Genomic DNA, 14,473 nt, shown 5'->3' on the forward strand with positions numbered 1-14,473 from the left:
TCAGCCGAGGGGAGGAAGGGGGGTTCACACGTTCTCTTGTTTATCGACATGGCGCGGACGACGCCAAGGTGGCGCCGCCAACCGTGGCGACGAAGTAGGAGCGGGTCCACACGGTCGGAAGTCGGCTCCGCGGCGTGGCGAACTCCTCCCAGAGGACCCCGTGAACTGCGGCCCCGGAAATGCCCGGCCGGCGGGTGGACGCCGTACTGTCGATCCGCAGTGACGAGCAAATGCACTTGGTCTGGCTTGGTCTCCGGTTCGACGGTCGGCGCAAAACCAACCGGATGATGTCTCTGAGGTGGTCCTCGATCCGGAAAGTGTCGGGGGTGGGCTGGATAGTGACAGGTGTGGAGGAGATCGTGCGTTACACCTACCGGCTGCGCCCCGGCATGCAGGCCAAGCGCGCGCTCCTCGACGAGTGGCACCGCTGCCGGTTCCTGTGGAACGAGGCCGTCCACCAGCAAGAGACCGGCCGCACACCGACGGTCGGGGAGCTGTCCCGGCAGCTGACGGAAGCCCGCGCACGTACCCGATGGCTCCGCGCCGGGTCGCAGGTTGCCCAGCAGCAGACGCTGCGCACCTACGCCACCGCGCTGGCCGACGCCTACCGGATCAAAGGTCGTGGCAAACCCAGGCTCAAGGGGCGGAGGAACACGCTCCCGTCGCTGGAGTACACCACCCGCGGATTCGCGGTCCGCGACGGCCGGCTGCGGCTCCCCAAGAGCGTGTCCATCCGGGTGGTGTGGTCGCGCGAGCTGCCGAGCCGGCCGACCTCGGTGCGGGTCTACCAAGACTCCCTGGGGCACTGGTACGCCTCGTTCGTGGTCCGCCGCGAACGCGTGCCGGCGCCGCACGCCGGTGGGGCGATCGGCATCGACTGGGGCGTGTCCACCACCGCGACCACCACTGACCCGGCCTACGACCTGCCCCACCACGGATATCGGCGACGCTGCGCCGCGGAGCTGGCCCGTGCCCAGCGGAAGATGAGCCGCCGCCGTAGGGAGCGCGGGCAGGCCCCGTCGGCGGGTTACCGGCGGGCCCGCCGGCGGGCCGCCAAGCTGGCGAAGAAGGCTCTCCGGCAGAACTCGCACACCGCCCGGTTGTGGGCGCGTCGCGTCGTCGCCGACCATCAGATCCTCGCGGTCGAGGACTTTCGGCCACGCTTCCTGACCCGATCGAGCATGGCGCGCAAGGCGGCCGACGCCGCGATCGGCGCGGCCAAGCGGGAACTCTTGGAACGGGCCCAGCGGGCGGGCCGGAGGGTGGTGTTGGTGCCGCCCGCCTTCACCACGATGACCTGTGCGAGCTGTTTCGCGAGAGCCAAGCAGCGGCTCGCGCTGGCCGAGCGAGTCTTCCGGTGCGCGCACTGCGGGCACACCGCCGAGCGTGACCGGAACGCCGCCAGGGTGATCCTGGCCGCGGTAGATCCCGACCGTGCCGGTGCTGACGACGTAAGACACCGTTCGCCTCCTCTCGGGGATGCGGTGGTGCGGTCCGAGCCGGACATCCCCCGGCCGTAGCCGTGGGAAGGGTTAATGGAGTGGTTTCTCCCAACCTTCGAGCTCGCTACGCGCGTAGTTCTCGCCGACCGTCGGCGAGCCCGAGAGCCAGGACCCGAGCTCGGGCTGCGCGAACTTCGCGTGCCGGTGCTTGAGCCAGATGCCGTACGAGTTGCCCTCTTGGAGGTGCGTGATCAGGACCTTCCGGGCGTACTCGTCCTCGCGGCCCTCCGGGATGTCGAAGTAGATCTTCAGGAAGGCGTTGGTGTAGCGGTCGAAGACGGCGTTCATGCCGTCCTCCTGCATCAGGTGGATGTCCTCCAGCCAGTTGATGTCGTCGCCGGGCGTCGCCGCGTCGAGGTCGACGTCGTCGACGAGCGAGCGCTCGAACTGGTACGGGAAGGTCCGCCCGGTCAGCTCCTCGGTGTCGATGCCCTGCCGGGTGCTGAGGTGCCGCTTCGCCGGGTCGAACTGGATCTCGACGGGCACCGGTTCAGACATCGCGCACCGCCCGCCCGTCGTTCGCGACGTGCTTCTCCAGCAGGTGCTTGATCTCGGCCAACGTCTGCTCCTCGGTGACGCCGGGGACGTAGGAGGTGCCGGCCAGCGGAACCCGGGCCATCGCGGCCGCCTCCGTGGTGAGGGCGCAGAGGTCCTCCGGCTCGAGGCTGTGGATGTTCGTCTTCCCGCAGGCCCGGGCGAGCATCTGCACCTCGAGCGTGAGCGTGTGCAGGAAGTTGTAGACGCGCTCCGCGGCCTCGTCGACCACGAGCCGCTTGCGCAGCTCCGGGTCCTGGGTGGTGACGCCGACCGGGCAGCGGCCGGTGTGGCAGTGGTAGCACCTGCCGGCGGGCACGCCGATCGTGCCCTCGTAGTCGGTGACGCCCGGGATCTCCTTGTTGCAGTTCAGCGCCATCAGCGCGGAGTGGCCGATCGCCACCGCCTTGGCGCCGAGCGCGATGCACTTGGCGATGTCGGCGCCGTTGCGGATGCCCCCGGCGACGACGAGATCGACCTCGTCGGCCAGGCCGACGTCCTCCAGGGCGCGGCGGGCCTCCGGGATCGCCGCCATCAACGGGATGCCGGTCTCCTCGGTGGCGATGTGCGGGCCGGCGCCCGTGCTCCCCTCGGCGCCGTCGAGGTAGATGATGTCGGGGCCGCACTTCGCGGCCATCCGGACGTCGTCGTAGACGCGCGCCGCGCCCAGCTTGAGCTGGATCGGGACCTGGTAGTCGGTGGCCTCCCGGATCTCCTGGACCTTGAGGGACAGGTCGTCGGGACCGAGCCAGTCCGGGTGGCGGGCGGGGCTGCGCTGGTCGATGCCCGCCGGGAGCGAGCGCATCTCGGCCACCTGCTCGGTGACCTTCTGGCCCATCAGGTGCCCGCCGAGACCCACCTTGCAGCCCTGGCCGATGAAGAACTCCACGGCGTCGGCGAGCATGAGGTGGTGCGGGTTGAACCCGTACCGGCTCTGGATGACCTGGTAGTACCACTTGGTCGAGAGATCGCGCTCCGGCGGGATCATGCCCCCTTCACCCGAGCAGGTCGCCGTGCCGGCCATCGACGCGCCCTTGGCCAACGCCATCTTGGCCTCGAGCGACAACGCTCCGAAGCTCATCCCGGTGATGTAGACCGGGATGTCGAGTTCGAGCGGTCGTTTGGCGAAGCGCGCGCCGAGGACCGTCTTGGTCTGGCACTTCTCGCGATATCCCTCGATCACGAACCGGGTCAGCGTGCCCGGCAGGAACATCAGCTCGTCCCAGTGCGGGATCGGCTTGAACATCGAGAAGCCGCGCATGCGGTAACGGCCGAGCTCGGCTTTCGTGTGGATGTCGTCGATGACTTCCGGCGTGAAGATGCGGCTCTGCCCGAGCAGGTTCTTCGGCTTGCCGTTGGGCGTGCTCATCCGAGGACTCCTTGTGCAAAGGAAACGGGAATGCGGAACCCGGCTACAGGACGAGCTTGCGCTCGTTCGGTTCGAGGTTGTCGTAGTTCCAGAGCTTCTTCCCGCAGACGAACTTGCGGAACCGCTCCGGCCGCTGGAGCCCGTAGATCCCGAACTTGCGGTCGATGAGCTCGTCATCGGCCGGGGTCATCTCGCTCTCGACGCAGTCGACACCGAGGGAGGCGACCTCGCCACCCACGTAGATCGCGCCGTCGTACATGGAGTCGCCGAGACCGTGGCCCGCGTCGCCGCAGATGATCTGGCGGCCGCGCTGCATCATGAAACCGGTCATCGAGCCGGTGTTCCCACCGACGATGATCGTGCCGCCCTTCTGGTCGATCCCGGTGCGCGCGCCGACGTGCCCGCGGACGACGAGGTCGCCGCCGCGGAACGCGGCGCCGGTGAGCGATCCCGCGTTCTTGTCGATCACGAGGACGCCGGACATCATGTTCTCGGCGACCGACCAGCCGACGCGGCCGGTGATGTGGATCTCCGGGCCGTCGATCAGCCCGCAGCCGAAGTAGCCCAGGCTGCCGTCGATGCGGATCCGGCACCGGGTCAGCAGCCCGACCGCGATCGAGTGCCGCGCTCCCGGGTTGCGGACGACCACCTCGGTGACGTCCTCGGTGTAGAGCAGCCGCCGCAGCTCGAGGTTGATCTGCCTGGTCGTGAGGTCCGCGGCGTCCAGCTCCGCCGATGCGCCCGTGACGACGGCGGTCTTCGGGGCCGTCGTGTCGGGCTCGGCGAGGCCGCGCTGGTCGACCCGTGCGGTGGCGGTCGTCTCGGTCATCGGCTCCACACCAGCACCTCCCGCTCGTAGGGGTCGTAGGTGTCGATCTCGCGGTTGACCACCGCGCGGATCGCGATCTCCTCGGACGCGAGCGCCACCATGTCGTCCGCCTCGTAGAGGACCAGCGGCTTCGCGGCCATCTCGTCCTTGGCCACGCCCAGCTGGTCCTCGGTGACCACGAGGTAGGTGAAGACGCCGTCGAGGTCGTCGAGGCTCTGCTTCATCGCGGTCTCGAGCGAGAGCCCGTCGGCCATGCGCTGGGCGATGTAGACGGCGATGATCTCGGAGTCGCACTCGGACTGGAACCGGTGGCCGAGGCGCTCGAGCCGGCGCCGCCACTGGTGGTAGTTCGTGAGCTGCCCGTTGTGCACGACCGCCACGTCGGAGAACGGATAGGCCCAGTACGGGTGAGCGCCGGCGATGTCGACGTCGGACTCGGTGGCCATCCGGACGTGGCCGATGGCGTGGGTGCCGCGGAAGTCGCCGAGGCGGTACTGGGCCGCGACGGCCTCCGCGTTGCCGAGGTCCTTGACGATCTCCAGCGAGTTGCCGAGCGAGAGCACCTCGGCACCCGGCACGTCCTCGACGTAGTCGGCGAGCGGCTTCAGCTCGCCCGAGTAGCGGAACGTGGCCCGGTAGGCGTACTCCGACTCCCCCTGGACGCGGTCGATCGTCGCGCCGAGCTTGGCCAACCGCGCCTCGACCTCACGACGGTTGCGCTCCAGGCGCTCGCTGAAGTCGAAGTCGCGCTGGTCGGTCGGGTCGGCGAGCTTGAAGCGCATCACCAGCAGATCGGTCGGCTCGCCGTAGAGGGCGTAGCCGGTGGAGTCCGGCCCGCGATGCCGCATCGACTGCAGCATGTGGGTCATGTCGCGCCCGACGTCCCCGGTGCGTCCTCTGTAGATGATCCCCGCGATCCCGCACATGGAGAGCCCCTTTCCTACGGGAGGATGTCGAGGTATTCCTTGACGTCCCAGTCGGTGACGGCGGCGCAGAAGCGCTCCCACTCGTCGCGCTTGTAGTGCATGAAGACCCGGTACATGTCGCCGGGCAGCGCGCTGCGCATGACCTCGTCGGCCTCGAGCGCGGCCAGCGCGTCGCCGAGCGTCATCGGGATCTTGCGGACCTGCTTGCCCTCGGAGATCGCGTCGTAGATGTTGCGTTCCTCGGGCGGGCCGGGGTCGAGGTTGCGCCGGATGCCGTCGGCCATCGCCTTGATCAGCCCGGCCATCGAGAGGTACGGGTTGACCGCGGAGTCCACCGAGCGGTACTCGAAGCGGTCCGGCGAGCTGACGCGCAGCGCGGTGGTGCGGTTCTGGTAGCCCCAGTCCGCGTAGAGCGGCGCCCAGAACCCGGTGTCCCACAGGCGGCGGTAGGAGTTGACCGTCGGCGAGGTGAGGCAGGTGAGCGCGTTGAGGTGCTCGAGGACGCCGCCGATGGCGGCCAGCCCCAGCTTGCTCGGCATCCGCGGGTTGTCCCCGTCGGGCAGGAAGACGTTCTCGGCGTTGTCGCCGTCGCCCTGCCACAGCGAGATGTTGTGGTGGCAGCCGTTGGCCGAGACGCCGGTGAACGGCTTGGGCATGAAGCACGGGAAGGCGCCGAACTCGCGGCCGACCTGCCGGCAGACCTGCCGGTAGGTGGTCAGGCGGTCGGCCGTGTGCTCGGCCCGGTCGAACTGCCAGTTCAGCTCGAGCTGGCCGGGCGCGTCCTCGTGGTCGCCCTGGATCATGTCCAGGCCCATCGCGGTGCTGTACTCGATGACCCGGTGGATCAGCGGCTGCAGCTCGGAGAACTGGTCGATGTGGTAGCAGAAGGGCTTGGTCATGCCCTCGACGGAGGGGGTGCCGTCGGGGTTGAGCTTGAGCCACATCATCTCCGGCTCGGTGCCCGCCCGCAGGTGCAGCCCCGTCTCGCGCTCGAAGTCGGCGTGGATCCGCTTGAGGTTCCCGCGGCAGTCGGAGGTGAGGTACGCGCCGGGGTCCTCCTCCTCCTCGGGGCAGCGGAAGAGCGTGCAGAAGACCCGTGCCGTCTTGGGGTCCCACGGCAGGACGCAGAAGGTCTCCACATCCGGTAGCCCGACGAGCTCCCGGGCCTCCGGGCCGTAGCCGATGTACTCACCGTGCCGGTCGGTGAACAGGTTGGCGGTCGAGCCGTAGACGAGCTGGAAGCCCTTGCGGGCGAACCGCTCCCAGTGCGCCGCCGGTGCACCCTTGCCCATGATGCGGCCGGTGACGGATGCGAACTGGTAGTAGATGTACGTGACATCGGATTCGTCGATCAGGCGACGTACCCGAGCGATCTCGTCGTCGCGACCGTCCTGTGCCAGGAACTGATCGAGATCGGATTCCATGGGCCCCTCCTCTACGAGCGCCGGTGCTCTTGCGGGGGTGGTTTATCCACAAGCAGTAAACAGTGTCCCGCGTCACGACACAACCCCGATCGGCTAGCGTTGGTGCAGGCGGGGTCGGCCCGCCGTCCCCGCGGGCGCGCCCGCGCCGATATCCCGGAGCCGAACATGACCGCTGAGTGGGTGGGTGTCGAGGAGGCGGAGGCCGTGGACGGGCAGCCTCCCGTCGGGGTCGAGGAGTCGCTCGCGACGGTGATCGCCGAGCGCGTCCGGGAGATGCGACTGCGCCACGGCTGGACCGTCGGCAGGCTCGCCGACGAGTGCGGCCTGTCCAAGAGCATGCTGTCCAAGATCGAGAACGCGCAGTCGTCCCCGAGCCTCGGCACGCTGGCCCGCCTCTCCGAGGCGCTCTCGGTCCCGGTGACGGCGTTCTTCCGCGGCCTGTCCGAGGAGCAGGACGTCATCCACGTCAAGGCCGGGTCCGGACTGGTGATCCAGCACCGCAACTCCGCGCACGGTCAGCGGTACCAGTCGCTGGGGACGATGCGGGCGCCGCACGACAGCCTCGAGCCGATGCTCGTGACGCTGACCGAGCGCGCCGACGCGTTCCCGCTGTACCAGCACGCCGGAACGGAGCTCATCTTCATGATCAGCGGGAAGATGGAGTACTGCTGCGGAAGCGGTCGCTACCTGCTCGAGGCCGGGGACACCCTCCAGTTCGTCGGCGAGGTCGCCCATGGTCCGGGCGAGCTCATCTCGCTTCCGATCCAGTTCCTCGCGGTGAAGTCGCTCAGCTCTCGAGGTTGATCCACTCCGTTCACTGAGGATGGACAACGTCTCCTCTCGTTGAGTATGGTCCGCATCACTGTCGCGTAGGGGCGCCGGTCGCGCCTCGTTCCCAGCGGGATCTTCGGAGGCGGGCGGCGTGATCGCAGACAACGACCGGAACGGTTCGACGAACGGGCGCCGGAAATCACCGAGGTACTCGGCGTTCAGCCTCCTCAAACACGGCGTGGTCTCCACCGAATGGCCGCGAGCATGGCGCAACCACGAGGTGCGCCCGAGTTACGACGTCGTGATCGTCGGCGGCGGCATCCACGGGTTGGCCACGGCCTACTACCTCGCCGCGAACCACGGCATCCGCAACGTGGCGGTCCTCGACAAGGGCTACCTGGGCGGCGGGGGCTCCGGCCGCAACACCGCGATCCTGCGCTCGAACTACCTCACGCCGGAAGGCGTGCGGTTCTACGACCGGTCGCTCGAGCTGTACCGCCACCTCGCCGCGGACCTCAACTTCAACGTCATGTTCTCCCGGCGCGGGCACCTGACCCTCGCCCACAACGACAGCTCCCTGCGCACCATGCGCTGGCGCGCCGAGGTGAACAAGCTCGTCGGCGTCGACTCGGAGGTGATCGACCCCGGCCAGGTCAAGGAGCTGGTCCCGCACCTGGACACGACCGCGGACACCCGCTACCCGATCCTCGGCGCCCTCTACCACCCGCCGGGCGGGATCATCCGGCACGACGCCGTGGTGTGGGGGTACGCGCGGGCCGCCGACGCGCACGGCGTGCACCTGCACCAGAAGACCGAGGTCACCGGCATCGAGGTGGAGCACGGGCGGGTGGCCGGCGTGCGGACGAACCGCGGGCGGATCGCGGCACCGATCGTCGTGAACAGCACGGCGGGCTGGTCGTCGACGATCTCCGACATGGCCGGCGTCCGCACGCCGATCCAGACGTTCCCCCTGCAGGCCGCGGTCACCGAGCCGGTCCGGCCGTTCCTGCACGCCGTCGTGGTGTCCGGGACGCTGCACGTCTACGTCAGCCAGACCGACCGTGGTGAGCTGGTGTTCGGCGCCAGCGTCGATCCCTTCACGTCCTACTCCATGCGCGGCTCGCTGGAGTTCGTCGAAGGGCTCGCCGGGCACGTCCTCGAGCTGATGCCGTCGCTGTCGAAGATGCGCCTGCTGCGGCAGTGGGCCGGGCTCTGCGACATGACCCCCGACTACTCACCGATCATGGGCGAAACGCCCGTCGACGGCTTCTACGTCGACGTCGGCTGGGGCACCTACGGGTTCAAGGCGGGCCCGGTGTCCGGCGAGGCGATGGCCGAGGCCATCGCCACGCGGCGGACGCCCGAGATCATCGAGTCGTTCGGGCTCGACCGCTTCGCGCAAGGAGAACTGGTGGGCGAGAAGGGTGCCGCGGCGGTCGGCCACTAGACGCCCCCACCGCCGAACCCACGAGAGGACCTACCTCTGATGATCGAACTGCCGTGCCCGTGGTGCGGGCCCCGCAACGTGTCCGAGTTCCGGTACTCGGGCGAGGTGACGCCGCGGCCCGACCCCGCCACCGCCACCCCCGAGCAGTGGCGCGACTACCTGTACCTGCGCCGCAACCGGCGCGGCTGGGTGGACGAGACCTGGTACCACACCGCCGGGTGCCGCCGGTTCTTCCGGGTGGAGCGCGAGACCGAGAGCAACCGGATCCGTGGGGGAGCGACCCGATGACCGTCGAGCAGTCCCGGTCGGCCACCGCTCTCGCGAGCCATCGCCTCGATCCGCAGCCCGGCGAGGTGATCGACCGCAGCCGCACCCTCCGCTTCACCTGGAACGGGCGTCCGGCCGCCGCCCACCCCGGCGACTCGATCGTCTCCGCGCTGGCGGCGGCGGGCGAGCGGGTGTTCTCCCGCAGCTTCAAGTACCACCGGCCCCGCGGGATCCTCACCGCGAGCTACCACGACCCGGGATGCATCCTGCAGGTCGACGACGAGCCGAACGTGCGGGCCGCGCACCGCCGGGTCGTCGACGGCATGCGGGTGTCGTCGCAGAACACGTGGCCGTCGCTGCGGTTCGACGTCAAGGCCGTGAACCAGTTGGCCGGCCGCTTCCTCGCCCCCGGCTTCTACTACAAGACGTTCATCAAGCCGGAGCGCCTGTGGCCGGCCTACGAGAAGGTGCTGGCGCGCTTCGCGCACGCCGGGTCGATCTCGCCCGACACCCCCCACGTCCACCGCGACAAGCGCTACGCCCACCCCGACGTCCTGGTCGCGGGCGGCGGTCCGGCGGGAATGGCCGCCGCCCTCGCCGCGGCGCGGGCCGGCGCCTCGGTGCTGCTCGTCGAGGAGGAGCACGACCTCGGCGGACACCTGCGCTGGGGCGACCCGGCGCAGCTCGCGCTGCTCGCCGAGCTGCGCAGCACCGTCGCCGCCACCGCCGGGATCGAGGTCCTCACCGACTCGGTCGTGCTGGGCCGCTACGACGACAACTGGATCGCGGTCGCCGAGCGTGCCGGGGACGGGTCGGAGCGGCTGGTCAAGGCGAGGGCGGGGACCCTCGTCGTCGCGGCCGGGCTGATCGAACGGCCGTACGTGTTCGCCGGGAACGACCTCCCCGGGGTCATGCTGTCCACCGCCGTCCGGCGGCTCGTGAACCTGCACGCGGTGCGGCCGGGCGAGCGCGCGGTCGTCCTCACGGCCAACGCCGACGGCGACGCCGCGGTCGACGACCTGCGCTCCGTCGGGGTCGACGTCGCCGAGGTCGTCGACGCCCGGCGCGGCGGCGACGTCGTGCGCGTGCGGGGGCGGTCGGGGGTGCGCGCCGTCGAGCTCGGGGACGGGCGCACCGTGGCGGCGGACCTCCTCGTCACCGCCACCGGCTGGACCGCGCCGACCGCGCTGCTCAACCAGGCGGGCGCCCGCCCCGTGTACGTGCCGCAGGCGGCCCGCTTCGTCCCCGGGGACGACCTGCCCGACGAGGTCATGGCGACCGGCGGGATCGCGGGCGACGGCAGCGTGGACGAGCTCACCGACCACGCCGACGCCGTCGGCCGCGAGGCCGCCCGCCGCGCCCTGGCGCGGCGCGCGCGCAAGCTCGCCCACCTCCCGACGCGCGCCGCGCCGGCACCCGCCGTCGCCGAGCAGCCGCCCGTCGAGGTGCCGGAGCTGGTCATCGAGGACCACCCGGAGCTGTTCCGCGGGCGCAGCCACGGCATGGTCGACTTCTCCGAGGACGTCTCCTCCAAGGACATCCACGTCGCGGCCCGTGAGGGCTACGACTCGGTGGAGCTCGTGAAGCGCTACACGACGGTCACCATGGGTCCCGCGCAGGGCAAGCTCGAGACCGTCAACGCGGTGGCGGTGCTCGCCGAGGCCACGGGGTCGACGATCGCGGAGACCGGCACGACCACCTGGCGGCCGATGCACGTGCCGGTGACGCTCGGGGCGCTCGCCGGGCGGAGCTTCGAGCCGGTGCGGCACTCGCCGATGCAGCCCGCGCACGAGCGCCTCGGCGCGCGCCCGCTCGTCGCGGGGCAGTGGATCCGGCCGGACCACTACGGCGACCCGGCCGCCGAGGTACGCGCGGTGCGCGAGGGCGTGGGGATCATCGACGTCACGCCGATCGGCAAGCTGGACCTGCGCGGGCCGGACGTGTCCGAGCTGCTCAACCTGCTCTACGTGAACAAGTGGTCGAAGCTCGAGGTCGGCCGGGTGCGCTACGGCGTGATGTGCGCCGAGGACGGCGTGGTGTTCGACGACGGCGTCACCGGGCGGCTGGCCGACGACCGCTACCTGATGTCCACCACCTCGTCCGGCGCGGGTGCCGTGTGGGAGTGGGTGGAGAACTGGCTGCAGACCGAGCACCCGGAGTGGAAGGTGCACGTCACGCCGTTGACCACGGCGTACGCCAGCATCAACGTGGCCGGTCCGCGCTCGCGCGAGCTCGTGGGGCGGCTGGCCGAGGGCGTCGACCTGTCCGAGGAGGCGTTCGGCTACATGAACGTCCGCACCGGGCGGATCGCCGACGTCGACGACTGCGTGCTGTGGCGGATCGGGTTCACCGGCGAGCTGTCCTACGAGCTGCACGTGCCCGCCGCGTACGGCCTGCACGTGTGGGAGGCGCTGCTCGAACACGGGCGCGACCTCGGTGTGGCCCCGTTCGGGGTGGAGGCCCAGCGGATCCTGCGCCTGGAGAAGGGCCACCTCATCGTCGGCCAGGACACCGACGGCCTGACCCGGGCGTACAGCGCGGGCCTGGACTGGGCGATCAAGCTCGACAAGGACGACTTCGTCGGCAGGCCGGAGCTCGCGTGGCAGCAGGAGAGCGGGGGCGGTTCGCGGCTCGTCGGGCTGCAGCCGGTCGACGGGGCCGTGGTGCCCGCCGAGGCGAGCCAGATCGTGGAGGGCGAGAAGCGGATCGTCGGCCGGGTCACGTCCAGCCGCATGTCACCGACGCTGGAGCGCTCGGTGTGCCTCGCGCAGCTCGACGCGGCGTTCGCCGATCCGGGCACCGAGGTCACGGTGCTCCTGCCCGACGGCCGGCGGATCGCCGCTCGGGTCACCGACCACCTGGCCCACGTCGACCCCGAGGGGCAGCGCCAGCGGACCGCGACGGATGCACCGGCCGGCCCGCCGAGGCACGTGGGGCCGCCGGTCGCGCGCAGCCCGATCACGGTCGGGCCCGCCGCGGCGTGCGCCGGGGCACTGACCGTCAGCGACCTCAGCGCCTCGGCCAAGGTGCACGTCAGGGCCCCGCACGATGGCGCCGTGGCGGCGGCACTCGGCCGATTCGGCCGGGCGGAGCGCGACGCGGACGGCGCGCTCGTGGTCGGCTCCGGCCCGGGGGAGTGGCTGGTGATCGACGCGCCCGGCACCCAGGACGCGGTGCGCGGCCGGGTCGAGGCGCGCGCCGGTGCGCCCGACGAGTTCGTCACCGTCGTCGACCTCACGCACGGGCGGGCGATGCTGCGGGTCCGCGGCGAGCGCGCGACCGACCTGCTCGCGAAGGTCTGCGGCATCGATCTCGCCGACGACGTGGTCCCGAACGGGGCCGCGCTGCGGACCTCCGTGGCGAAGCTCGTGACGGACGTCGTACGCGACGACGTGGACGGCGTTCCCAGCTACCTCCTGCACTGTGAGCGCTCGTCCGGCCAGTACCTCGCGGACACGCTGCTCGACGCGGGCGCCGAGCTCGGCGTCGAGTTCACGGCCGAGAACACCACACCCTAGGAGCCGACCGTGCCCTTCCCGAATGACCTCGAGATCGCCCGCGCCGCGAAGCTCAAGCCCATCGAGGACGTCGCGGGGGAGATGGGCCTCGGTCCGCACCTTCTCGAGCCGTACGGCCGGGACGTGATGAAGATCCGGCTGGAGGCGATCGAGGAGCTGGCGGAGCGGCCGCGGGCGAAGTACGTCGTGGTGTCCGCGGTGACGCCGACGCCGCTGGGCGAGGGGAAGACGACCACCACGGTCGGCCTCGGCCAGGCGTTCAAACACATCGGCAAGCGCGCCACGGTGGCGGTCCGGCAGCCGTCCATGGGCCCGACGTTCGGGATCAAGGGTGGCGCGGCGGGTGGCGGCTACGCCCAGGTGGTGCCGATGGAGATCCTCAACCTGCACCTGACCGGGGACTTCCACGCGGTGACCGAGGCGCACAACATGCTGTCCGCGCTGCTGGACAACCACCTGTTCCAGGGCAACCCCTCCGGGCTGGATCCGCACAACATCACCTGGCGCCGGGTGCTGGACGTCAACGACCGGGTGCTGCGGAACGTGATCGTCGGTCTCGGCACGCACACCGACGGGAACCCGCGGCAGACCGGGTTCGACATCACGGCGGCCTCCGAGGTGATGGCGATCTTCGCGCTCGCGCGGTCGGTGCGGGAGATGCGCGAGCGGTTCGGGCGTGTGGTCGTCGGCTACAGCGAGGACGGCACGCCGGTCACCGCGGAGGACATCGGCGGTGCGGGCGCGATGACCGTGATCATGCGTGAGGCGCTGAAGCCGAACCTGCTGCAGACGCTGGAGAACACGCCCGTCCTGGTGCACGCCGGCCCGTTCGGCAACATCGCGCACGGCAACTCCTCGGTGGTGGCCGACCTGATCGGCATCCACGGCGGTGACTACCTCGTCACGGAGGCGGGTTTCGGCGCGGACATGGGAGCGGAGCGCTTCTTCAACATCAAGTGCCGGGCGTCGGGGCTGACCCCGGATGCCGCCGTGGTGGTGGCGACCGTGCGGGCGCTCAAGGCCCACTCCGGGCGGTTCCGGATCGTGGCGGGCAAGCCGCTGCCCGAGGCGCTGCTGGCGGAGAACCCGGACGACGTGCACGCCGGGGCGGCCAACCTGCGCAAGCAGATCGAGAACATCCGGCTGCACGGTGTCTCCCCGGTCGTGGCCATCAACGCGTTCCCCGACGACCACCCGTCGGAGCACGAGGCCATCCGGGAGATCGCCGAGTCGGTGGGCGCCCGGGCGGCGGTGTGCCGGCACTTCGCCGAGGGCGGCAAGGGGGCCACCGAGCTGGCCGAGGCGGTCGCGGAGGCCGCGAACGAGCCCTCCGAGTTCCGGTTCCTCTACCCGGACTCCGCCTCGCTTCGGGAGAAGATCGAGACCGTGGCGACGAAGGTGTACGGCGCCGACGGGGCCGACTACGACCTGGTGGCGGCTCGCCAGCTCGACCGCTACGAACGCAACGGCTTCGGCCACCTGCCGGTCTGCATCGCGAAGACGCACCTGTCGATCTCGTCGGACTCCTCGCTGAAGGGCGCGCCGACCGGCTGGCGGATGCCCGTGCGCGAGGTCAGGGCGTCCGTCGGCGCCGGGTTCATCTACCCGATCTGCGGCGACATGCGCACCATGCCCGGCCTGGGCGTCAACCCGGCCGCCCACCGGATCGACATCGACGCGAACGGCGAGATCGTCGGGCTCTCGTGACCTCCTGCATCGGGGTCTTGCCGAGTCGGCCGCGCAGGCGTTCGCCGATCAAGGGGAAATGGTCGCCAAACGATCTTCGGGAGCGACCATCAGCCCTTGATCGCGGCCCTGGCCCGACGGGGGAATTGCCCATAGGGAGATACGCGACCATATCTGAATCGTTCCGAATGGGCTGAGAG

Annotated in this window: 11 protein-coding genes and 1 pseudogene; 6 read left to right on the top strand and 6 right to left on the bottom strand. The window is 70.5% G+C overall.

All coding sequences use genetic code 11. The features are described from left to right. Positions 1–40: 40 nt before the first annotated feature. A pseudogene (locus ACU436_RS37035) lies at positions 41–313 on the bottom strand (IS200/IS605 family transposase); the annotation flags it as partial. On the opposite strand from ACU436_RS37035, the gene ACU436_RS37040 reads away from it, so the two are divergent. Next, entirely contained in the window at positions 288–1,520 is a 1,233-nt protein-coding gene (locus ACU436_RS37040) for an RNA-guided endonuclease InsQ/TnpB family protein (protein ID WP_459031891.1), read from the top strand. The pseudogene ACU436_RS37035 and the gene ACU436_RS37040 overlap by 26 nt on opposite strands. A 12-nt stretch (positions 1,521–1,532) precedes the next feature. Here the strand turns inward: ACU436_RS37040 and ACU436_RS37045 are convergent, their stop codons facing one another. The 5 genes from ACU436_RS37045 to ACU436_RS37065 are packed head-to-tail and all read right to left on the bottom strand — an operon-like array spanning position 1,533 to position 6,584. After that, the gene (locus ACU436_RS37045; protein WP_459031768.1) at positions 1,533–2,000 is read right to left on the bottom strand and encodes a hypothetical protein; all 468 of its coding nucleotides are present in this window, start codon (positions 1,998–2,000) and stop codon (positions 1,533–1,535) included. After that, positions 1,993–3,405 carry an FMN-binding glutamate synthase family protein gene (locus ACU436_RS37050; RefSeq protein WP_459031769.1) on the bottom strand — a complete coding sequence of 471 codons (1,413 nt, stop codon included), beginning with the start codon at positions 3,403–3,405 and terminating at the stop codon, positions 1,993–1,995. Before ACU436_RS37050 ends, ACU436_RS37045 begins: the two co-directional genes overlap by 8 nt. 43 nt (positions 3,406–3,448) lie before the next feature. Further along, positions 3,449–4,234 carry a GltB/FmdC/FwdC-like GXGXG domain-containing protein gene (locus ACU436_RS37055; protein WP_459031770.1) on the bottom strand — a complete coding sequence of 262 codons (786 nt, stop codon included), beginning with the start codon at positions 4,232–4,234 and terminating at the stop codon, positions 3,449–3,451. Next, the gene (locus tag ACU436_RS37060; protein ID WP_459031771.1) at positions 4,231–5,160 is read right to left on the bottom strand and encodes a class II glutamine amidotransferase; all 930 of its coding nucleotides are present in this window, start codon (positions 5,158–5,160) and stop codon (positions 4,231–4,233) included. Before ACU436_RS37060 ends, ACU436_RS37055 begins: the two co-directional genes overlap by 4 nt. 14 nt (positions 5,161–5,174) lie before the next feature. Beyond that, positions 5,175–6,584 carry a glutamine synthetase family protein gene (locus tag ACU436_RS37065; protein ID WP_459031772.1) on the bottom strand — a complete coding sequence of 470 codons (1,410 nt, stop codon included), beginning with the start codon at positions 6,582–6,584 and terminating at the stop codon, positions 5,175–5,177. Between the two features lie 165 nt (positions 6,585–6,749). Between ACU436_RS37065 and ACU436_RS37070 the strand changes: the two genes are divergently transcribed. The 5 genes from ACU436_RS37070 to ACU436_RS37090 all read left to right on the top strand — a co-directional run bounded on the left by ACU436_RS37070 (position 6,750) and on the right by ACU436_RS37090 (position 14,294). Further along, on the top strand, positions 6,750–7,388 hold the full coding sequence (locus tag ACU436_RS37070; protein ID WP_459031773.1) for a helix-turn-helix domain-containing protein: 639 nt from the start codon (positions 6,750–6,752) through the stop codon (positions 7,386–7,388). 118 nt (positions 7,389–7,506) lie between these two features. Further along, complete coding sequence (locus tag ACU436_RS37075) at positions 7,507–8,802, top strand: FAD-dependent oxidoreductase (protein WP_459031774.1); 1,296 nt, start codon at positions 7,507–7,509, stop codon at positions 8,800–8,802. Between the two features lie 39 nt (positions 8,803–8,841). Continuing rightward, complete coding sequence (locus ACU436_RS37080; protein WP_459031775.1) at positions 8,842–9,090, top strand: sarcosine oxidase subunit delta; 249 nt, start codon at positions 8,842–8,844, stop codon at positions 9,088–9,090. Beyond that, positions 9,087–12,587 carry a 2Fe-2S iron-sulfur cluster-binding protein gene (locus ACU436_RS37085; RefSeq protein ID WP_459031776.1) on the top strand — a complete coding sequence of 1,167 codons (3,501 nt, stop codon included), beginning with the start codon at positions 9,087–9,089 and terminating at the stop codon, positions 12,585–12,587. Before ACU436_RS37080 ends, ACU436_RS37085 begins: the two co-directional genes overlap by 4 nt. A gap of 9 nt (positions 12,588–12,596) precedes the next feature. Next, positions 12,597–14,294 carry a formate--tetrahydrofolate ligase gene (locus ACU436_RS37090; RefSeq protein WP_459031777.1) on the top strand — a complete coding sequence of 566 codons (1,698 nt, stop codon included), beginning with the start codon at positions 12,597–12,599 and terminating at the stop codon, positions 14,292–14,294. The last annotated feature ends 179 nt before the right edge of the window (positions 14,295–14,473 follow it).

It is taken from the genome of Pseudonocardia wallangbongensis (genome assembly GCF_054486945.1).

Bases quoted from the DNA above. Each gene is read 5' to 3' on its own strand.
- ACU436_RS37040 (WP_459031891.1), top strand. From the start codon at position 288: ATGTCTCTGAGGTGGTCCTCGATCCGGAAAGTGTCGGGGGTGGGCTGG.
- ACU436_RS37045 (WP_459031768.1), bottom strand. From the start codon at position 2,000: ATGTCTGAACCGGTGCCCGTCGAGATCCAGTTCGACCCGGCGAAGCGG.
- ACU436_RS37050 (WP_459031769.1), bottom strand. From the start codon at position 3,405: ATGAGCACGCCCAACGGCAAGCCGAAGAACCTGCTCGGGCAGAGCCGC.
- ACU436_RS37055 (WP_459031770.1), bottom strand. From the start codon at position 4,234: ATGACCGAGACGACCGCCACCGCACGGGTCGACCAGCGCGGCCTCGCC.
- ACU436_RS37060 (WP_459031771.1), bottom strand. From the start codon at position 5,160: ATGTGCGGGATCGCGGGGATCATCTACAGAGGACGCACCGGGGACGTC.
- ACU436_RS37065 (WP_459031772.1), bottom strand. From the start codon at position 6,584: ATGGAATCCGATCTCGATCAGTTCCTGGCACAGGACGGTCGCGACGAC.
- ACU436_RS37070 (WP_459031773.1), top strand. From the start codon at position 6,750: ATGACCGCTGAGTGGGTGGGTGTCGAGGAGGCGGAGGCCGTGGACGGG.
- ACU436_RS37080 (WP_459031775.1), top strand. From the start codon at position 8,842: ATGATCGAACTGCCGTGCCCGTGGTGCGGGCCCCGCAACGTGTCCGAG.
- ACU436_RS37085 (WP_459031776.1), top strand. From the start codon at position 9,087: ATGACCGTCGAGCAGTCCCGGTCGGCCACCGCTCTCGCGAGCCATCGC.